This is a genomic window from Limnospira sp. PMC 1279.21 (assembly GCF_032349615.1).
Lineage (GTDB): Bacteria > Cyanobacteriota > Cyanobacteriia > Cyanobacteriales > Microcoleaceae > Limnospira > Limnospira fusiformis.
This window is the reverse complement of sequence record NZ_JARPLU010000020.1, coordinates 10,927-33,200: the sequence shown is the minus strand read 5'-3', so window position 1 is coordinate 33,200 and position 22,274 is coordinate 10,927. Positions and strand designations below refer to the sequence as shown.

Here is a 22,274-nt window from a genome sequence, read left to right as displayed (position 1 = left end):
AATACTTGATCACTATTAAGGAGTTCCATCATGACTGGTGTTAATATCCCTACCACCCTCGCTCTCATCTCTCGCCGAGTTATTCCTGGTAATAGTCTACTAAACACTAATAATATTGAATTAATTTTTCCGGCTGACCCCATTCCTGGTAAATTTCAAACCTTTGGGGGGACTATCGGGGATACCATGACCGGAGCCAATGGGGAACTCTTATTTATTCCTGAACAACCGGTTTTACAAGCTGTTTCGATCGCTACCAGTTCCATTGTTTATCTTGAACAAACTGACTCAGGCTTGCAAAGTCTCACAGGACAAGTCGGAGAAACTTTACCTGGTGGTGGCGGGGAAATTCTCTTTCGACCAGAGGGTTTTGAGTTTCCCGAACCGGAACCCGCACCAACTCCCGCACCAACTCCCGCACCAACTCCCGCACCAACTCCCGCACCAACTCCCGCACCCGACCCAGAACCCGCACCCGACCCAGAACCCGCACCCGACCCAGAACCAGAAATCATCACCATACAAGGTTCAGGAGTTGGTACAGAGGGAAACGATACCATTCTGGGTAGTGATTTTAATGATGCGATCGATGGTGTAGGTGGTAATAACATCATTTTCGGTTTAGGGGGAGATGACTTTATCCGAGGGGGTGATGGTGCAGACTCCATTAATGGCAATGACGGTAATGATACCATCTATGGTGGCGACGGAGATGATTGTATCCGGGGTGGTCAGGGTAATGATTTAATTTTTGGTGAAGGTGGGAATGACCTGTTATTCGGTGATAAAGATGCTGATATCCTCTTCGGTGTCTCTGGTAATAACACCATGTATGGAGGTCAAGGTAATGACAGCCTCATAGGGGGTGAAAATGACGACCTGATGTTTGGCGATAAGGGTAGCGATACATTAGTAGCTGGTGGTGGCAATAATACCCTTTATGGTGGCGCTGATAATGATTTCCTGTTTGGTGGGACTGGTAACGATTTACTCTTTGGTGATGATGGTAATGATGAACTCGTTGGTGGTAAGGGGAATGATACTATCTTTGGCGGTCCCGGTGACGACATAATTTTTGGCGGTGATGGTAATGATATATTAAGAGGCGGAAAGGGTAACGATCGCCTCTTTGGAGATGAAGGTAATGATTTACTAGAAGGCGGTCGTGGTGTTGATACCCTCACTGGTGGTGGTGGTAGAAATATATTTGTTGTTGGCTTAGTTGTCAGTGCGTCTGAAGGTGGTGGTAGTGTAATTACAGGTACCACTGGCGGCGCTTCCCCAGAATTAGCAGATTTGATCACCGACTTTCAAGCTGGTGTTGACAAAATTGGATTAACCGGAGGACTCACCTTTGCGGATATTGAAATTCGTCGTGGTGAAGGTGCCAATATCAGAAATACATTGCTCATAGACCGCAATACCGGAGACTTTTTAGCAGTTTTATTAAATGTAGATCCAGCCATGCTGGACGAAACAGATTTTCTCATCGACCCAGACGGACCTTTAGTAGATCCTGAACCTGAACCTGAACCTGAACCCGGACCTGAACCTGAACCCGAACCTGAACCTGAACCTGAACCCGAACCCGAACCCGAACCCGAACCTGAACCCGGACCCGACCCAGAACCCGAACCCGACCCAGAGCCAGAACCTAGTCCGACTCCGACTCCGACTCCTAGTCCTGAACCGACTCCCACTCCTCCTGTTCCCACTCCTCCCCCGGTTCCCACGCCAACCCCGACCCCGACTCCGACTCCGACCCCGACTCCGACTCCGACTCCTTCTGATGGTATTGAAGCCGGAAATGATACCCTTAGTGTGGCACAGAACAGTTCATTAAACGTTAATAATTCCACTCTGTTAGAGAATGATAGTCCGTCAAGACCAGGGGATATTCTCACCATCACAGATCTACCATCAACCACCAGCGAAGGTGGCACAATCGAGCGGACTAATTCATCTTTTATCTATACACCACCCAGGGATTTTGTGGGGGTAGATAGTTTCGTTTATACGGTGCGAGATAGTGCTGGTCAAACTGCTACTGCTACAGTTTTCATTAATGTAGAGTTAGTTAATGAGCCTCCTGTTATTGACCTCAATTCTGCCGCACCTGGGAACGATTTTAGCACCGACTTTACCGAAGGAGATTCTCCTGTCCGTATTGGCGCACTGGGTAGTATTAGCATTAGCGACCCAGATGGTGATGATATAGTTTCAGCCACTGTTACTATTACCAACCCCGCCAATGGAGAGGAAGAAGGTTTATCAATTACCGGGCTTTTATCTCCCAATATTACCGCCGATGCTTATGACCCAAATACGGGGGTTTTACTACTCACTGGAACTGCGCCTCCCGTAGCTTATGAAGATGCCATTTCCCGAATATTTTATAATAACACATCCCTAGCACCAGGGACAAGCGATCGCCTAATTACCGTCATCCTTAGTGATGGCATTGAAGACAGTAATCCCGCCAATTCTATCATTAGGATTACCGCCATTAATAACCCCCCGGAAAATACAGTTCCCGAACCACAAGAAAACGATGGGGAAACCTCCTTAGTATTCAGTGAAGAGAACAACAATTCCATTAGTATTGCCGACCCTGATGCTGGTAGTAACCCAGTAGAAGTTAGCCTAGTTGCCACCAACGGCATTTTAACAGTCGGCACCAATACAGAAGGGGTGCAAATTAACGGCAGCGACACCGACACCCTAACCCTTACAGGTGTAATAGATTCACTTAACCGCGTCCTAGATGGTTTAACCTTTACCCCCACCGAGGGATTTAATGCCCAAAACGGACAGTTAGAAATTACCACCAACGACCTCGGAAACACCGGAGAAGGCGGTCCTTTAACGGCTACAGATACCATCACCATTGAAACCCTAAACCGACCACCCGTCGCGGAAGATGATCAGGTTGATGCTTTACTAAATACTGCCATAAACATCCCTGGGGAAACTTTACTAGCTAATGATAGCGACCCTGATGGTGATGTTCTGACCATCATAGAAGTGGCTAATGCTAATAACGGTACAGTAGAACTAGACCCAGAAGCCGGTGATGTGTTATTTACCCCGGACTCGGACTTTCTCGGAGAAGCTAGTTTTGAGTACACCATTAGTGATGGACGTTCAGGTACTGACACAGCCACAGTGACGGTGCTGGTAAAATCTCTCCCTACGGCTGTTGATGACGAGAATAACACCCTTGCTAACCAAATTTTGAGTGTTGAGTCATCGGAGGGAGTTCTCGCCAATGACTTCGATTTAGACGGGGATCCGTTAACGGTTGTGGCTTTTGATGGCAGGAGCGCTCAGGGTGCTACAGTACAAGTTAATCCCGATGGTAGTTATACATTCGACCCCAGAAATGCTAATGCTTTATTGGCGTTGCGGGAAGAACAGGAGATAGTTGATACTTTCACGTACACTATCGAGGATATTGATGGTAATCAGGCTACGGCTACCGTCCGCATTACTGTAACTGGAGTTAATGAACCTCCTGTTGCTGTCGATGATAGCAATAGTATCCTGGCGAATACAGTCTTAACTGTAAATGCGGCTCAAGGAGTTTTGGTTAATGATACCGACCCGGAAGGGGGTCCGTTAGAGGTGGTTGATTTTGACTCTAATAGTTCTCGGGGTGCTACAGTTACGGTTAATCCTAATGGTAGCTACACCTTTGACCCAAGGGAGGTAGAATCATTTATAGCATTGCGGTCTGGTGCCACCTTAGAAGATACCTTCACCTATACAGTAGCTGATGATATGGGTAGTACAGCCACCGCTACTGTCACCATTACTGTCACCGGGGTTAATGAACCACCCAGTAACAACGTACCAGAAACCCAAGCCACTAATACTGATACACCGCTGGTATTTAGCACAGAAACTGATAATGCTATTACCATTGCTGACCCAGACGCGGGGGATGACCCGTTAGTGGTGACTATAGTGGCGACCAATGGGACAGTTACCCCAGGGGAAAATACCGAAGCGGTGGAAGTTACTGGCGAAAACACGGAAACTCTCACCTTGACTGGTACTCTCTCAGCTATTAACCAAGCCTTAGAAGGGTTAACATTTACCCCATTACCAGAGTTTCTCAACGAAAATGGTAGCTTGGAAATTACGACTAATGACCAAGGTGGTGGAGATCCTGATAATCCTTTAACGGCTACAGATACCATCACCATTGAAACCCTAAACCGACCACCCGTCGCGGAAGATGATCAGGTTGATGCTTTACTAAATACTGCCATAAACATCCCTGGGGAAACTTTACTAGCTAATGATAGCGACCCTGATGGTGATGTTCTGACCATCATAGAAGTGGCTAATGCTAATAACGGTACAGTAGAACTAGACCCAGAAGCCGGTGATGTGTTATTTACCCCGGACTCGGACTTTCTCGGAGAAGCTAGTTTTGAGTACACCATTAGTGATGGACGTTCAGGTACTGACACAGCCACAGTGACGGTGCTGGTAAAATCTCTCCCTACGGCTGTTGATGACGAGAATAACACCCTTGCTAACCAAATTTTGAGTGTTGAGTCATCGGAGGGAGTTCTCGCCAATGACTTCGATTTAGACGGGGATCCGTTAACGGTTGTGGCTTTTGATGGCAGGAGCGCTCAGGGTGCTACAGTACAAGTTAATCCCGATGGTAGTTATACATTCGACCCCAGAAATGCTAATGCTTTATTGGCGTTGCGGGAAGAACAGGAGATAGTTGATACTTTCACGTACACTATCGAGGATATTGATGGTAATCAGGCTACGGCTACCGTCCGCATTACTGTAACTGGAGTTAATGAACCTCCTGTTGCTGTCGATGATAGCAATAGTATCCTGGCGAATACAGTCTTAACTGTAAATGCGGCTCAAGGAGTTTTGGTTAATGATACCGACCCGGAAGGGGGTCCGTTAGAGGTGGTTGATTTTGACTCTAATAGTTCTCGGGGTGCTACAGTTACGGTTAATCCTAATGGTAGCTACACCTTTGACCCAAGGGAGGTAGAATCATTTATAGCATTGCAGGAAGGGGAAACTTTAGAAGATACGTTTACTTACACAGTAGCTGATGATATGGGTCTTACAGCCACGGCTACCGTCACCATTACTGTCACCGGGGTTAATGAACTTCCTGTTGTGGATCTGAGTCCTGATGATTCGGGAACCCTTAATTTTGCGACTACTTTCACGGAAAAAGAGCCACCAGTGTCGATCGCTTCTGGTGATGGTGTTAGGATTACCGACCCTGATAATGATAGCCTAGTGGGCGCTACTGTCAGGATTACTAATCTGTTAGATGGGGATTTTGAGGAATTAGCAGTTAATACGGGTGATACCGATATTACGGCTAATTATAATCAAACTACGGGGGTGTTAACACTCTCTGGGGAAAATTCCCTGAGTGTTTACGAAGAGGTTTTGGCAACGGTAACATATATAAATCGTTCCCTCGATCCAAATACAAGCGATCGCATTATTGAAGTCGTGGTAAATGATGGCAGGGATGATAATAACCCCCTAGCTGTTAGCACTATTTCTGTCGTGGCGGTTAATGACCCCCCTGTAATTGATTTAGATACCACTAACAGTGTCGTCGGCGGCAGAAACTTCGCTACTACCTTTGAAAGGGGAGGAGAGCCAGTGGCGATCGCTTCCAATAATGTCAGCATTACCGACCCAGATAATACTACCATCCAATCCGCAACTATTACTCTGACCAATCCCATCAATGGGGAAGATGAGGGTTTATCCGTCATTGGCGGACTTCCGGGGGGTATCACTGCCGAAACCTATAATCCCGAAACGGGGGTTCTTAGCCTCTCTGGTAGTGCCTCTTTAGCCAACTATCAAACAGCTATTTCCCGCGTGTTTTACAACAATACCTTAAATCGTCCTGACACTACAAACCGCATAGTAATAGTGGTTGTGAATGATGGCAGTGATGACAGTAATGAACCTCGGACAACTATTGATATCCTGCTTATAAATCGGCCTCCGGTGGCTGTGGATTATGGTCCAGTTTACACCAACGCTAGAACTCAATTCTCCTTTAACCCCGTTTCTAATGATACCGATCCAGATGAAGATCCGCTTACCTTAGAAAGTATCAGAGGCACGTCTGACTTCGCACTGGTAACTACTAGCGGGAATTTAATCAATTATACTCGACTTACTAATGACACACTAACTGATGAGTTCTCCTATTTCATTAATGATGGACAGGGTGGAACCGCCACCGCTATGATTAGCGTTGAATGGCTACCCCGACCTACTGATGATCCACAAACAGTTACAGGGGGTGAATTTAGCGACTTTTTGACTGGTGGCGCTGGTAATGATACCCTAATTGGTCTAGGGGGTAATGATACCTTATCGGGATTGGGTGGTAATGATAGCCTAGTTGGTGGTTTGGGGAGTGATTACTTGGTCGGTGGTACTGGTAATAACATTTTTGCCTATGAAACCCCTGATGATGGTGGCGGCACCGCATTTAATGCTGATAGTACAGGTAGTATTGATGAACAAATTGGCACCGGGTTATATGATACGATCGCCGATTTCACAGGTCTGGGAGAGGCGGAAGGAGATGCGATCGCTTTATCTAGTGATTTGATTCCCAATACTGACCGCATTCTCCTAACCGTTCAAACTGATATTTCATCTAATGTCTTGGATGGAAATAATCTGTTTGCTTATGATGATGGTAGCCATACTTACATCATTTATGATGGTGATGGTGATAATACTACCGGGGACGACTCCCAGATTTTAGCCAGACTCCAAAATATCACAGGGATAACCGAGTTATCACCCGATGATTTTCTGATTTTTTAGAGAGTCTCACCCGCCTATAACAGGCGGGTATGTCCTGCTTTTGGGGAGGAATATAGCCAACTCCAGAACCCGCCTCTACTCGTGAATATGGTATTATATTACTTCAACCCTAACCTTTTTCGTAGCCAAGTTGCACCCATAAATAATAACGGAGTGGCGATTAAACCCACACTGATAAAATGTAGGGGAAAGTGGAAGTAAAAATACCATAAAATCAGAACTCCATAGGTCGAGTCTATATGGTCAAACAGATAAGTAATGATATTCGCTTCTTCTCCCGGGGCAATATTTAGCCGACGTTTGATATAAGAGTTGGGCAATTCTGACAGGTTAAATACCAACCCGGTTAGCAACCCAAATTCAACCGCCTTAAAGTCTTGGAAATGGATAGGAAAATCCGGGTTAATTCCCGCCAATGATTCTAGGAATTGAAACCCGAATACACTCACCATAAAAGTGAGGGGTAGACTAATGAGACCCCGCCATTTTTTGTTTTCGCCAAACCATTCTTTTTGCACGGGTAAGTTTAATAATTGAAACGGTGGAGTTTTCCATAAGAATGCTTCTAAAACTCCTGCCACAAATAACCCGCAGGCTATCCACATCAAATTCAGTAAGTCCCAGGTTAGCATTGATAATATATCAGTTCTTGTCATGGCATGAGATTAATAGAGTCAATTTATTATCCATTATAAATTATCCCGCCCCCATACTTTTGTATACTAACTAGGTACTTGTGGGGGCAAAAAACCCCCACTTTCTCTGGTTATGGTCTCCCCCTATGTTCCAAGCTACTCGAAGACGTTTAGCGATTTGGTACACTGCTGTAACTGCGGTTTTGTTGTTGTTATTTGCTAGTGGGTTTTATCTGTATGTCCGCAATACGTTAATCGATCGCATTGATGACACTCTCAACCATGTCGTCGAGGTAGTAGAGCGATCGCTTGTCATTGAACCCGCCCTCAGCACCATTTCCCCATCTTCCCAGGGGGTGGGGCTTATCACTGTTAATGTCGAAGCCAGTTTTGGCAATAATGTTGATGCTGCTGCTGATGATGACCATATTGATTTAGAATGGTTCAGCCCCACCGGAGAGTTGTTATGGTCTACCCTCTCTCAACCCCTTGATATTCCCCTCCATACCCACCGCAATGGCGAAACTGTCAGGCTAACCGATCATCATTGGTCTTTGGCTAGTCAACTTTCTGGAAATTCTCACCTCACCTCTCAGGAAGTCGTCTTGCGACAGGTCACAGACCGCGTAGAAAGAGGTCGCCAGGTGTTGGGATATTTACGGGTCAGTCATCCCTGGTTTGAGGTCACAAAGCCTATTCGTCAATTATTAACCGATTTGGCTATGGGGGGGGTGATGATTTTAATTTCCGTGGCGGCTATTGGTTGGTTTTTATCGGAATTAGCGATCGAACCTGTGCGAGAATCCTATCAACATCTTAAACAGTTTACGGCTGATGCTTCCCACGAACTCCGTAGCCCGATCGCCACTATTCAAACTAATGTCCAGGTGGCTTTAGCAGAAACTGATGTTAATGCAGATATTCATCAGCAATTACAGGTTATTGAAAGGTTGACCAGACGCTTAGGTCGCTTGGTGGATGATTTGCTATTTTTAGCCCGCACCGATGGTAGAATTGTGGAATCTCAGTTTACTTCTGTTCCCCTCGATGCTTTGCTGATGGAAGTCATGGAGGAACAGTCTGCTAACGCCGAGGCGGCTGATATTAATTTATCACTGAATTTGGTGGATCCTCCTTCCCTGTTGTCGGCGGGTGATACTTTACCCCCAGAAACCGAAACTGATTGGTTTACTATGGAGGGCGATCGCGATCAATTGGTTCGGTTGTTGATTAATTTAGTCAGTAATAGTCTCCGCTATACTCCCAGAGGGGGAGAGGTGTCTTTAACTCTGCAATATCTCCCCAAAAATAAGCGATCGCCGCATCATGGTAACTCCAAAGAATACTACCATTGGCAAGAACAGTTTGAGGGCTTACAGGTGATAGTCAAAGATAATGGTATTGGTATCCCCCCACAAGCTATTCCCCACATTTTCGATCGCTTTTATCGAGTAGATCCAGCCCGCCCCAATTTAGAGGCGGAAAAATCTGGGGAAGTTACTCAGATTTCCGACACCCCCCAGACATCAGGTTCCGGGCTAGGTTTGGCGATCGTATCAGCGATCGTTGATCATCATCGAGGTAAAATTGAGGTGGAAAGTGCAATTAATCAGGGAACAACCGTTACTGTTACCTTTCCCCTGCAACAAAGTAATTGATAATTGGCGTGTTTGGTTGGGTGCTATGTTTGGGCGGGTTATGGTCGTCTTCGCCCGCCCAATATGCTAATAGGGGTATTACATTGAGGGAAAATGAGTGCCGATTTTCTGACCGTCTGGCATATAAACTTGTAGGGGAATCTTAGCATTATCGCTAATAGACTCCAAAGCTACAATCAGTGTATTAACATGGTTTCTCGCCTGCGATCGCGGCTGTGGATTTCCCGCCCTATCTCCAGCAATTGCCGAGTTTTTAATTTGCTGAACATACTCAGAAGTTAACCGGACTGTAATCAAATCACGACTAATGCCATAATTGCAGACTTTCGGATTTCCCGCACAAGTGCGACTGAGATCCCCCCGTGCTTTTTCTAACCGCGATTCAATTTGCACCTGAGCCTGTACCCGTTGCCATGCTTCATTATAACCTCGTATTAGGGACTGCATTTCCAGGTAATAGGAACTACTCTGAGGCACATTATTAGCAAAAGAAATCGCACGACCCCAGGAGCGAGAGGCTTCATTCCAGGCTTCCCTTTCTTCAAAAATGCGGGCTTGGTCAGCATTATTTACCGCTCGGTTATAGGCTTCCAAACCGACCTGTTCAATAGTTTTGCGATCGCGAGCATCTTCCAAGCTGGGCTGATAACGAACCCGTAATAATTGAGCCTCCTGGTAAGCCATAGTACCCGGCGGAATCGCTGCCAGAATATTGGTGGCACTTTGCCAGGTATCATAGACTGATTGCCAACTTTGCGCGTGTCTAGCGACCCCCTGACGCGCCCTGGCGACCTGTGCGGTGTTTTTTGCCCTTTCCAGGGTTTGCTGGGCTTCTCGCTCCAATGAGAGCCGCCCACGGACTGTGGCTAAATTGGCACGATATTGAGTTGAGCGGGTTTCAGCAAAGGGATAAATAATGCTCTCTGGGGTGACTTTTTGTAGTTGAGCGATCGCATCTTCCCATAACTGCTGCATTTTCAGCCAATCATCTATAGGGTGGGGGGGATTTTGACTCATTTGCGCCGCCACCCCAGCCATAGTCAAAGCCGTGACCACAGAACTTAAATTCTGTTGTTCAGACTGATAATCCCTCAATAGCATCCGCGCCTCCAAATGATGAGGAGACCACCAGGGAATGCTTTGCAGTAATGCGATCGCTCCTACCAACTCCTGACGAGCCAATCCCGGCGCTCTCGCCGTCGGTACAGTTTCGATAGTATTTTGGGATTGTTGAGCCAAACTCCTCGCCTGGTCAATTTCCCGACATTCCCCAATCACACAGGGACGGGTGAGAGTATACAAACAAGCCAAAGCCACCACCACCCCAACCCCCATTTGAGGAGAGAGCAGAATTTTCCTGAGTAAACCCGGAGATTTCTCAGAGTCACCCTCCGAGCCATCAGTCAGAACCAAATCTTCCAAATCCTGCGGGTCAAAAGGATTTTCAGCATCATCGATCGCAGTATCATACTCCGACTCATGCTCAAAAGGATTGGGTAAATCCGGGGCGACAGATGTATCCGTTGTCGGATAGTTTCTAGTCAATGATGGTTTTTCTTGAAGGGTTGCCTTCATGCTTCACTCCTAACGTAATAATAGGAAAATTGTTAGATTACAGCCTGTTCAGAAATCATCTGATCACATCTCAAAGTCCCTCTCCCCCTCTGGGATCCAGATTTAGGGTGAGGGCAATCTATTAAGCGACTGGTGAACAAGCTGTAGCGAGCCATTAATTTAAGCCTAGTTCCCGCTTGAGCAAATTAATCGACTTGCTACCGATATAATTTTCACAGCAAACCAACTGAGGGGGGCGGATAATCTCCTCACGATTAGCCAGTATGGCATCCTTAACAGCTTTGACACTAGCCTGATCGCAAATCACGACCTTAGCACTGCGAACAATAGCATTAATTCTATAGTCATTTGGCAGTTGAGCAGTCATAACTAATACATCATCCCCCCGCAGACTGTGAATAATCACCTCCGTGGCTCGTAACAACCCCGAACTGAGGCTAATAATTCCCAAATAAGTTCCTTTGGGTAACTGTTGAACCAAAGCAATTTCCTTAGCAAAATCATAAATGTCTACCGGAATGACCCGCACCGACCTCGGACCTGCTACAGCTTCCGCTTGTCCGATAAAATAGCGACTGGTGACCACAGTTCCCGACGGAACCTGTTCTATGGTTTCTGCTAGTTTTTCAATGGGTATGAGTTGGACCGGAATTTTTAGGGCGACTTCTAACTCCTGAGCCATTAACTGACCAATACCAATATCCTGGGTGGGGGCTGTGACTAAGACGCGGGCGCTACAACGTAACCGCCAGTCAATTTCCGCTAAAAATAGTTCGCGGGCTTCATTGAGGCTACAGCCTTGGGATAATAAGTTATCTAAACTCTGTTGAATAATTTGGTTAGCTTGTGGGTAATGCTCCAAAATGGGAGAACTAGCCCGGGAACCGCCTTCATGACCCAAGGCTTTCACATAAATTCCTGACCCGGCTTGGGCTTCTACTAAACCATGGTCTTCCAATTGTCGATAAACTTTACTAATCGTATTGCGGTGTAGTCCTGTCTGCATCGCCAGTTGACGGGTGCTGGGTAAGCGGTGTCCTGGGGGAAACTGGCGAGAAGCTATGGCAAACCGAATTTGGTTAAAAAGTTGATTGGAAGCAGGAATGTCGCTATCGGGTTGAATGTAAAACTGAACCATAACCAATTTCCAGAGGGTCGGTATGAGCAGACTTTAGCCTGCGGTGGGGTTTGACGGTTAGGGGAACTGTCGGGTTTGAGAGATACTTTAAAGTGTAACCAGTAAAGCATGATCAGCCCATGGATGATTTTGGGGCTGGCTTTCCTGTGTTACCGAAAATAACTGAATCATGGAATTATGGCAGATTTAGAAATTCGTACCAATCATGTTACCGTTAAAAATGGCGATCTGAATATCGCGGCTTATCTGGCGCAACCTACCCAGGGGGGACCCTATCCCGGTGTGGTGGTGATCCAAGAAATTTTTGGGGTCAATTCCCATATCCGAGATGTTACCGATCGCATTGCTGGGCTAGGATATGTGGCGATCGCTCCTGCTATTTACCAACGCTTGGCTCCCGGTTTTGAGGTCGGTTACACCGACGCCGATCTGCAATTGGGACGCAAATACAAGGAACAAACTACAGCCCCGGAACTCCTGAGCGATATTCAAGCCACTATTGATTTCCTCAAACAGCAAGATCATGTCAAAAATGCGCCTTTTGGGGCTATTGGCTTCTGTTTTGGTGGTCATGTGACTTATTTGGCTGCTACCCTCCCTGACCTGGGGGCGATCGCTTCCTTCTATGGCGCGGGAATTGTTACCGGAACTCCCGGCGGCGGACCTGCTACCGTCACTCGCACTCCCGAAATTAAAGGGACTCTGTATGGCTTCTTTGGTACCGAAGATCCTTTAATCCCTAATTCTGAGGTTGACCAAATTGAGGCGGAACTGCAAAAATATAAGATTCCCCATCGTATTTTTCGTTATCAAGCCACCCACGGTTTTTTCTGTGAGCAGCGAGATAGCTATAATAAAGATGCTGCTGAAGATGCCTGGAAACAAGTTAGGGAACTGTTCGCTCAGGAACTAACCGGCTCTTAGGAACTTGGGAACCCTTGAGGGGTTGGCGATCGCATATCGCTTAACCCTTTCAATTCGGTCTACTAAATGGCTTCTCATCTTAGGATATCTTAGACTTTTGTTCTCAGAGAGCAGCCAAAACTCGGAAATCCAGGGAAAGTGCGAGAATGGGTTACAGTGTGAATTTGTGTTGGGTTGGTTTATTCTATGACTACAGGAAATCAGTCGTTTTCAATTGATGATTTTGCCAAAGCCCTAGAAGCTCATAATTATGATTTACAAAAAGGGCAAATCGTGACAGGTCGGGTATTTGAGTATGATTCTAATGGTGCATATATTGAAATCAAAGGTGGTAAATCACCCGGATTTTTACCCATGTCCGAAATCTCCTTCACCGCAGGGGATAATCTATCGGAGATTTTACCCCTAGGTGAAGAACAAGAGTTTTTGATTATCCGTGACCAAAACTCCGATGGTCAGGTATTACTGTCTCTGCGAAAATTGCAAGTTGAAAAGGCTTGGGATAATTTGTCAGAAATCGCCGAAAATTCCGAAAGTTTACAGGTAGTAGTTACTGGCGTTAATCGCGGCGGCGTGACTGTAGATGCCGATTGTTTGCGCGGATTTATTCCTCGATCGCATCTCCTGGTTCGGGATAATTTAGAGGCTTTGGTCGGTGAAACTATCACCGTCACTGTTCTCGAATTTAATCGCGATCGTGAAAAGCTGGTACTGTCTCAACGTATGGCTTCTCAATCCGTTTCCTTTAGCCAGCTTCAAGTGGGTCAACTCGTAGAGGGAACTGTCGGAAGTATTAAGCCCTTTGGTGTGTTTATCGAACTAGAAGGCGTAACTGGGTTGATTCATATTAAGGAAGTTAGCCAAAAATATGTCGGTTCTCTCCCTGATATATTTACCATAGGTCAAACCGTCAAAGCCTTAGTTATTAGCCTAGAAGAGGGTCGCCAGCGCGTGTCTCTTTCTACTCGACTTCTGGAAAATTACCCCGGGGAAATTGTCGATAAATTCCCCGAAGTGATGGATTCTGCCGAAGCACGCGCCGAAAGGGCTCGCAAGTTACTTACAGCTTAAATATCGCCGAAAATCGGGCAGCTTTTTAGTTGCCCGAACCCGTGAATTAACTGATAAAGTGATGGTGATTTATTGATGGTTTATGGACTAGGAATTGATGGGGGTGGCTCGAAAACTGTTTGTCTGTTAATTGACGATCGCTATCAGGTCTTAGGTAGGGGAGAAGCTGGACCCTCGAATTATCAAAGTATCGGTTTGTCCGCCGCCACAATGGCTATTAAAAACGCTATTTCTCAAGCCGTTAGCTATCACCAACCGGGGATTTGTATTGGTAGTTTGGGGTTGGGTTTGGCGGGGGTGGGTCGCCCCGAAGATATCGAAATTGTGCGGGAATTGGTGCGACAAATTCAGTCCAATGAACAACTACAAATTAATTGGAATATTGCACCGGAAAATTTTTTTATTGGCGGCGATAGTCTGATCGCACTCGTGGGAGGGTTGGGTCATGATGTCGGAATTGTCGCTATGGCTGGGACAGGTTCTCAGGTGTTTGGACGTAACCACCACGGGAAAATAAAAAGGGTTGGTGGTTGGGGTTATATTTTGGGTGATGAAGGCGGCGGTTATGATATCGCTGTCCGGGGGTTGCGCGCCGTTATGCGATCGTTTGATGGCCGTTTACCGCCAACTCGCTTGACTCAAGAGTTACTCAATGAACTCGGTTTAAAGTCTCCTGAAAGGCTCATAGAAGCCGTTTATAGGCGTGGTTTAGGGGTGCGAGATATGGCGGCATTATCTACTATTATTGACCGCGTGGCGGCTGAGGGAGACCCCGTAGCAGAAACTATCATAACTGATGTGGCTCAGGAATTGGTTTTGGCTACTCAAGTGGCGATCGCTGATTTATTTAATCCCGGTGATTTTTGCGAAATTGTAACAGTAGGTGGTATTTGGCGCGGCTGGTCAAATTTACGCTCCGAATTTATCACTGGAATTAATGCGATCGCTCCCCAAGCTGAAATAGTATGGCCCCGTCACGAACCTGCATTAGGCGCGGCATTATTGGCTATGAAATTCAAATAACTTAACCTGAACCTTAGATAGATATATAGCCTGTTCAGAAATCATCTGATCACCTCTCAAAATCCCTCTCCCTGTCTGGGAGAGGGATTTAGGGTGAGGGCAATGTATTAAGCGACTGGTGAACAAGCTGTATATAGCGATCGACATTTGGTATAATAGGAGTAAGCCTATAGGCAAAAAACGCACATCTGCATCTAATTATAGTTACACATTCAACACCCCCCAACTAATTCAACCCATACCATCTCAAAATATGACCTATAACTGCTGAATAACCATTAAATTAATGACATCCCAAAAACCACATTTAACATTCTTTCAACTCATCAATATGAGTGTCGGATTTTTCGGCATTCAGTTTGGCTGGGGGTTGCAAATGGCAAATATGAGCGCCATTTTTGAACACCTAGGCGCTCAAGCCCACCAAATCCCCATTTTATGGCTGGCTGCACCACTCACCGGGCTATTTGTTCAGCCAATTATCGGTCACATGAGTGACAACACTTGGAACTTTTTAGGACGCAGAAGACCTTACTTTTTAGTCGGTGCTATTCTCAGTTCAATTGCCTTAATTTTCATGCCCAGTTCCTCCAGTCTTTGGATGGCTGCTGGTCTCTTATGGATACTAGATACCTCCGTTAATATCAGCATGGAACCCTTTAGGGCTTTTGTTGGGGATTTACTACCCGAAAACCAGCGAACGCGAGGCTTTGCTATGCAGAGTCTATTCATTGGTTTAGGGGCTGTAGTTGCTTCCGTATTCCCCTGGTTTCTCAACCATGTTTTTGACATCTCATCAGTCGGAATAGACGGACAAGCAATTCCCTTAACCGTCAAATTTTCCTTTTATATCGGCGCGGCCGTTTTTTTGGGGACTGTCCTCTGGACTGTCTTAACCACCCAAGAATATCCACCCCAAGATATCCAGAACTTCAACAATCAAAATAAAGGCGGTATTCTCCAAGGCATAAAAGACATTTGGGATGCTTTCCGAGATATGCCAGAAACCATGGTACAATTGTCCTGGGTACAGTGGTTTACCTGGATGGGAATGTATTGTATTTTCCTGTATTTCCCCCCAGCAGTTGCCCGCAATATTTTTGGCGCAGTTGATCAGGATTCCCTATTATATTCTGAGGGAATAGAATGGGCTGGCCTTTGTATCGCCGCTTATAATGCTGTCTGTTTCGGGTTCTCCTTTATCTTACCCCAAATAGCAAAATCCACTAATCGCCAAATTGCCCATTCTTTCTGCTTAATATGTGGGGCGGTTGGATTATTCTCTCTGGCGACCATTGATAATCAATACCTCCTATTCCTACCAATGATTGGTATAGGTATTGCTTGGTCTAGTATTCTATCTATGCCTTATGCTATGTTGGTGGGATGTCTACCACCAGACCGGACAGGTATATATATGGGGATTTTCAATTTCTTTATCGTCTTACCACAAATCACCGTCTCTCTCGGGTTTGGTTGGGTAATGCGAAATCTCCTGAATAATGACCGCCTATCTGCTGTGATTATTGGTGGTGTATTTTTCCTGATGGCGGCTGCTTTGACTCAGCGGGTACAACCAGCATCAACTATGCTTGAAAGTCCTAAGCAACCTGTCACCCAAGCTGATATTACTACCTCTACTTAATTGATGGCTGTTTCTCTCGCCGGTTAATCTCTCTGAGGCTGGGAATCTACTTTAAAGATGTCGATATGGTTTAATAGGGTTGGGGGTAGTGTTGTTGCTACCCTACAACCATCGACCATTGATCTGGTTTTCAATTATGAAACTCAAAAAAGCGCTTTTAGTAATTAGTATCTGCTGCTGGGGATTACTTTTTCCGGTGTGGAATTGGGGGATAATTCCCCCGGCTGAGGCTGCCAAAACACCCGTGATTATTACCCCCAGCGAGGAAGTTTCCCAGGGTGTTGATCAGTTTATTCACAAGTTGCCCCGCGACTATTATAACATAAATAAAGTCGCCAAGGTTAAAAAACTTTCCCAAAGCGATCGCGCCTTATTTATTGATGTCCGGGAACCCTCCGAATACAGGCAAGGTCATATCCAAGGAGCAATTAATATTCCCCTACGGACCCTCACCGAACGCCTAGACGATATTCCCCATGACCGCCAGGTGGTTATTTACTGCTCCAGTGGCTACCGGACAGGCATTGCCGTAGCTTCCTTACAACTATTAGGCTACAACAATATCAAAGGATTTGCCCCCAGTATTAATGGCTGGAAAGAAGCAGGAGAACCCTTAGAAAAATAGTCCTCAATCCTCTATTTTCTCATCGGAAAACTGCCCCTTCTCCAACTCTCATAACTCATCACTAATCAATAAATTCCTCCGAAAATTGCTCGGGATTTTCGAGAGAATCCTGTAGTTGTTGAAGTATTGAGCCAGAATGCACCTCTGGTTCCGGTTGTGGTTCCGGTTCGCGGACACTTTCCGGGGCTAATTCTGGGTTAAATTCCTGTTGTGGTTCCGGTTGTGGTTCCGGTTCGCGGACACTTTCCGGGGCTAATTCTGGGTTAAATTCCTGTTGTGGTTGCGGTTGTGGTTGCGGTTGTGGTTGCGGTTGTGGTTCCCGGACACTTTCCGGGGCTAATTCTGGGGAAGCAGCCGGAGCCGGAGCGGGAGCGGGAGCCGCAGCCGGAGCCGGAGCCACCGACCGACAATTCTCGCTATCGAAATTAAAATCATACTGATAAGCAATAGGGCGACCCTGACCCTCAAAGGGAATATCGCGAATAGCTGCCACCGCCGCATCATCCAAAATCGGATAACCAGTTCCCCTTAATAAGCGGGGTCCGGCAATTACGCCACCCCCAGAACCAATCATCACACCGACCAAGGCTTGACCGCTGAGATTTTGCTCACAGGCTTCTGCTGGATATAGTGCCGAGATAGTGCGAGGTTGGCTGGTGTCCAAGTCAGGATAATCTGGCAGCATCGACAGCACCCATTCTACATAGGCTCCTCCCCCTTCTAACATGGCATATTGACTATCGGAAACCTCCCCGGTAGGCGTAGGTGGTGCAACCGCATCATCAGAAGAAGGAGAACCAACAGCCTCGGCGCGGCGCTGGTTGTCTGCCTCTAGTCTAGCTAATATTGAACCCCGCCCATCAGGTTGTTGTACTTGGGTTTCCGGGGTGAACTCCTGGGTGGGTTCCCCAGATTCCCCAGATTCCCCAGATTCCCTAGGTATTCGGGGAGGTTGATTATAGCTATGGTCATGTTCAGGAAACCGAGGTCTAGGTGGAGGGGGTGGTAACATGGAAAACTGCTCTTCGAGTAATCGTTGTTCCTCCGGTGACAGATGACTAAATCGAGGATTATTTTGTAGGCGCGACAATTCCTCACGGTTTCGGTTTCCGGGAAAACTGGGTTGACCGGGTGGAGTTTGATAAAACTCAATAGGTGGCGGCGAACTAAATTGAGCAGGCGGCGGGGAGGAAGTCTGAACAGGGGGTAAAAATGTACTATTGCTGGGATTGTTGAATATTTGGGGGGGTCCACTGGGGACGACACCAAAAGGATTATCCCTCGGTTGTGGCAATGTGGAGGGAAAAACGGGAAGTTGTTGGGCTGAGGGAGGAAATGGGGATGGGGTGGGGGCGCTACCCCACATGGGTAAGGACGGAGGTTCAGGAAAGGGGGTAAAGGAAAATTGGGGCGGCGGTGCTGGAAAAACCTGGTCAATTTGACTAGGAGATAGTTCCACCAGTTCTACACTGGGGGGTAATTGCACAGTATTTGGATAAAGACGGATATTTTCCAGGTTGAGAGCAAATACGGCGTGTAAACCAAGGGATGCAAGTACAGCAACCGTGGTGGGTTGACGGATGAGTGAGGGAATGTAGGAAATGGCGGAAGTGGTAGCAGTCATGGTCAAACCTGTTAAATCCAAATCAATATCGGGAGCTGTTGCTGTACTCGATCGCATTTACTGTTTTAGCACGATTAGTTTTAATCGTGGGGACTTAATTAATCCTTAATTATCTGTGGTTTTGTCTAACACAACTGTGGAATATCCAATTAGAATGGAAATGCGATCGCGCATAGAAGCAAGTCGCTCCCGGGTGGTAGCACTATGGCGCGAGGCTTTCAGAAATCTTAGGTCTAATCCCAACAATCGCATCTGCTTATGGGTTTCTGTAATGTAGGACTGAAGTTGTAGCTGGCTGTCACTATCGCATAGCTGCATAATTCGACTCTCAAACACCGTCTGAACCTCGCCAAAGGCTTCAGTCATCTGATTTACATCGGATTGGTCAGAAACCATGGTTTTTTGGAGTTTTTCCAAAGATTGCCTGAATTGTGCGATCGCTTTATGGAACTCCTTTGTTAACATAATGTTAAGAAGTTTGTCTATTATTTAACCATCATAGACAAAAATTGTACCTAACAGCTACCCAGCCTACCCCAGGTTAATCTAGCTTAATCGTGATCCCTATGCAATTAGCATCCAATTGGGTTAATTGTTGTGGTTCGCGGCTATGGGCGATCGCCCTATAGGGGTATACAGGGATATGTGGGGAATATCTGGGGGATAAGTTAGGATATTTCCCAAAGCGTGAAAACATCCCCTATTCAGAGCGATCGCTCCCGGAACCACCAGCTAAAGGCCTGTGTGTGGGAGTATGAATCGCTAACCCAATAGTAGCATCGCCGCCGGGGTTGTGGAAACTCCAGCGGTCAAATCATCGATTATTTTTTCCATACTGACTGCTGTTAGTCAGGAGAAAGCCCTATTTTACTCTGGGTCCTCAGTCCCACATATTTTGTATCCAAAACTACAAAGTCATCAAGTATCTGTAATTGAATAGGCATAAATACCATGAACATCAAAACTCTATCATCCTCAAACACCTACGAATGCTCAGTTCCCGACTGGCTACAACATTGTTTGGACAACTCCCACAGCCTGGAGTCATCAGATACGCCGTCATTTTCTCCAGACAATGATCTGATCTCGCGCGCTTTCCTATTCGCCTACCAACTACATAAGGGACAATATCGCAAATCAGGGGAACCTTATATTAACCATCCCATTGCTGTAGCAGGTATCCTGAGATTTTTAGGTAGTGATACGGCTATGGTGGCGGCGGGTTTTCTACACGACATCATCGAAGATACTGATGTCACTCCGGAAGAATTAGAAAGCCACTTCGGGCCAGAAGTCCGCCATTTAGTGGAAGGCGTGACCAAACTATCTAAGTTTAACTTTTCTAATACCACAGAACGCCAAGCTGAGAATTTCCGGCGAATGTTTCTGGCTATGGCTCAAGATATTCGAGTGATTGTGGTTAAACTAGCCGATCGCCTCCATAATATGCGAACTCTGGAATTTATGTCAGAATCGAAACAGCGAAGTATTGCTTTAGAAACTCGCGAAATTTTTGCCCCGTTAGCGAACCGTTTGGGGATTGGTCGTCTGAAGTGGGAATTGGAAGATTTAGCCTTTAAATATATAGAACCGGAAGCCTACCGCGAAATTCAAATCCGCGTAGCTGACCGCCGCGCTACTCGGGAAGAAAAACTAGCAGCCTTGGCGGATATTTTACGCGATCGCATGGAAAAATCGGGGATTCGATGTTATGAAGTAACCGGTCGTCCTAAGCACCTTTATGGCATCTATAAAAAGATGCAAGAACGTCACAAACAGTTTCATGAGATTTATGATATTGCCGCCCTGCGTTTAATCGTAGAAACTAATGAGGAATGTTATCGGGCTTTAGCCATAGTTCATGATTCTTATCGCCCCATTCCCGGACGTTTTAAAGATTATATCGGACTGCCAAAACCCAACCGTTATCAGTCTCTACACACGGGAGTTATCGGGAACACTGGTCGCCCGGTAGAAGTGCAAATTCGCACGGTAGAAATGCACCATATAGCGGAATATGGAATTGCTGCCCATTGGAAATATAAGGAAACTGGCGGCTCGGAATTTGGCAAATTAACAGAAACCGATGAGAAGTTTACCTGGTTACGGCAACTACTGGAATGGCAAAGCGATCTGAAAGATGCTCAGGAATATTTAGATACGGTTAAAAATAACCTCTTTGATGAGGATGTTTATGTGTTCACCCCTGATGGTGATGTGATGGCTTTGAGCAATGGTGCCACTACGGTAGATTTTGCCTATCGGGTGCATAGTGAAGTGGGCAATCATTGCAAAGGGGCGAAGGTTAATGAACGGATGGTTCCCCTAGATACGGTGTTAAAAAATGGGGATATTGTCGAGATTTTAACCAATAAAAATAGCCACCCTAGTTTAGACTGGTTGAATTTTGTCAGAACTAGCACGGCTAAAAATCGTATCCGTCAATGGTATAAGCGATCGCATCGTGATGAAAATATCGCCAGAGGTCGGGAACTTTTAGAGAAAGAAATGGGTCGGAATGGTTTGGAATCTCTACTGAAATCCGCCCCGATGCAAACAGTGGTTCATCGCTGCAATTATCACAGTGTTGATGATTTATTAGCTGCTTTGGGTTATGGAGAAATTACCCTGAAACAGGTGGTGCATCGACTCCAGGATGTCGTGAAAGCTAATAGTCCGGTTCCAGAAGTTTCGATGGAACAGGCGGCTAATAACCTACAAATGCAGAATTTAGCCCCTAGAAATACATTACATGGGTCTGTACCTACTTCTACATCTTCTAGCAAGTCTCCCATAGCCGGGGTAGAGGGGTTAATGTACCATATCGCGGGATGCTGTAATCCGATTCCTGGAGAGCCAATTATTGGGACTGTGACCCGGACTCGTGGCATTTCCATTCACCGCCAAGGCTGCCATAATGTTAGCAAGGTTAGTGGCGATCGCCTAGTTCCAGTTAGTTGGAATCCTACCCCCATTGACCAAGGACGACCCAAAACTTATCCGGTGAAAATTCAGATTGAGGTATTAGACCGGGTGGGGGTACTCAATGATATTTTATCTCGACTCAAAGACAACAATATCAACGTTTGTAGCGCTCAGGTTAAGACGTTTCGCGACGCTCCGGCTTTAATTGAGTTGGGTATCGAAATATGCGATCGCAATCAATTTGAGCAGACCTGTCTACAAATTAAAAATATCAGTGATGTTCTCAACTTGCGTCGCATGAACCGAGGCGATCAAAGCTAGGCTAAATTCGCCAATCCACAGAGAGGCGGCTTCCCACATTTGGGCGACTTCTGGGCGCCCAGCCGCCTCCTTGGGAAAAGGCTGTAGCTGCATCAACTAACCACAGCCCCTAGGTGATTAACTGGATCGGGATTATCGGGTGGGGCGGGTTTATTCACCAAATCGGGGTGGGGCGGGTTTATCAAAATCCGGGTTGTGAATTGGAATTCCCGGCGGAACCCGCCCCTACGTTGGGTGGGGCGGGTTTAT

13 protein-coding genes are annotated in these 22,274 nt (G+C 46.3%); 8 read left to right on the top strand and 5 right to left on the bottom strand.

All coding sequences use genetic code 11. The features are described 5' to 3' along the window. Positions 1-30 precede the first annotated feature (30 nt). Entirely contained in the window at positions 31-6,861 is a 6,831-nt protein-coding gene (locus tag P5683_RS05210; RefSeq protein WP_315642382.1) for an Ig-like domain-containing protein, read from the top strand. Between the two features lie 98 nt (positions 6,862-6,959). Here P5683_RS05210 and P5683_RS05205 read toward each other — a convergent pair whose 3' ends face one another. Then, a complete protein-coding gene (locus P5683_RS05205; protein WP_235677592.1) occupies positions 6,960-7,517 on the bottom strand; it encodes a CDP-archaeol synthase in 558 nt (185 codons plus the stop codon). 125 nt (positions 7,518-7,642) lie between these two features. On the opposite strand from P5683_RS05205, the gene P5683_RS05200 reads away from it, so the two are divergent. Then, positions 7,643-9,154: a cell wall metabolism sensor histidine kinase WalK gene (locus tag P5683_RS05200; RefSeq protein WP_006620817.1), complete on the top strand. Its 1,512-nt coding sequence runs from the start codon at positions 7,643-7,645 to the stop codon at positions 9,152-9,154. Between the two features lie 78 nt (positions 9,155-9,232). Here P5683_RS05200 and P5683_RS05195 read toward each other — a convergent pair whose 3' ends face one another. Together P5683_RS05195 and P5683_RS05190 are read right to left on the bottom strand one after the other, a co-directional pair. Further along, entirely contained in the window at positions 9,233-10,729 is a 1,497-nt protein-coding gene (locus tag P5683_RS05195; RefSeq protein WP_008049267.1) for a hypothetical protein, read from the bottom strand. A 154-nt stretch (positions 10,730-10,883) separates the two neighbouring features. Then, a complete protein-coding gene (locus P5683_RS05190) occupies positions 10,884-11,867 on the bottom strand; it encodes a GntR family transcriptional regulator (protein WP_006620819.1) in 984 nt (327 codons plus the stop codon). Between the two features lie 177 nt (positions 11,868-12,044). Between P5683_RS05190 and P5683_RS05185 the strand changes: the two genes are divergently transcribed. The 5 genes from P5683_RS05185 (at position 12,045) to P5683_RS05165 (ending at position 17,155) form a co-directional block, all read left to right on the top strand. Continuing rightward, positions 12,045-12,791 carry a dienelactone hydrolase family protein gene (locus P5683_RS05185; protein WP_315639444.1) on the top strand — a complete coding sequence of 249 codons (747 nt, stop codon included), beginning with the start codon at positions 12,045-12,047 and terminating at the stop codon, positions 12,789-12,791. A 186-nt stretch (positions 12,792-12,977) separates the two neighbouring features. Next, positions 12,978-13,862, top strand: a complete 885-nt coding sequence (locus tag P5683_RS05180; RefSeq protein ID WP_008049262.1) for a S1 RNA-binding domain-containing protein — start codon at positions 12,978-12,980, stop codon at positions 13,860-13,862. A gap of 75 nt (positions 13,863-13,937) precedes the next feature. Further along, on the top strand, positions 13,938-14,885 hold the full coding sequence (locus P5683_RS05175) for a BadF/BadG/BcrA/BcrD ATPase family protein (RefSeq protein ID WP_315644844.1): 948 nt from the start codon (positions 13,938-13,940) through the stop codon (positions 14,883-14,885). 286 nt (positions 14,886-15,171) lie between these two features. Continuing rightward, positions 15,172-16,530, top strand: a complete 1,359-nt coding sequence (locus P5683_RS05170; protein WP_315644845.1) for an MFS transporter — start codon at positions 15,172-15,174, stop codon at positions 16,528-16,530. Positions 16,531-16,666: 136 nt separating this feature from the next. Further along, complete coding sequence (locus P5683_RS05165; protein ID WP_315644846.1) at positions 16,667-17,155, top strand: rhodanese-like domain-containing protein; 489 nt, start codon at positions 16,667-16,669, stop codon at positions 17,153-17,155. A 61-nt stretch (positions 17,156-17,216) separates the two neighbouring features. Here P5683_RS05165 and P5683_RS05160 read toward each other — a convergent pair whose 3' ends face one another. Continuing rightward, the gene (locus P5683_RS05160) at positions 17,217-18,836 is read right to left on the bottom strand and encodes a TonB family protein (protein WP_315644847.1); all 1,620 of its coding nucleotides are present in this window, start codon (positions 18,834-18,836) and stop codon (positions 17,217-17,219) included. A 48-nt stretch (positions 18,837-18,884) separates the two neighbouring features. Next, positions 18,885-19,244, bottom strand: a complete 360-nt coding sequence (gene patD, locus P5683_RS05155) for a heterocyst frequency control protein PatD (protein ID WP_008049254.1) — start codon at positions 19,242-19,244, stop codon at positions 18,885-18,887. Positions 19,245-19,730: 486 nt separating this feature from the next. Here patD and P5683_RS05150 point away from each other — a divergent pair, with 486 nt between their 5' ends. Further along, positions 19,731-22,025, top strand: a complete 2,295-nt coding sequence (locus tag P5683_RS05150) for a bifunctional (p)ppGpp synthetase/guanosine-3',5'-bis(diphosphate) 3'-pyrophosphohydrolase (protein ID WP_006668067.1) — start codon at positions 19,731-19,733, stop codon at positions 22,023-22,025. Positions 22,026-22,274: the final 249 nt, after the last annotated feature.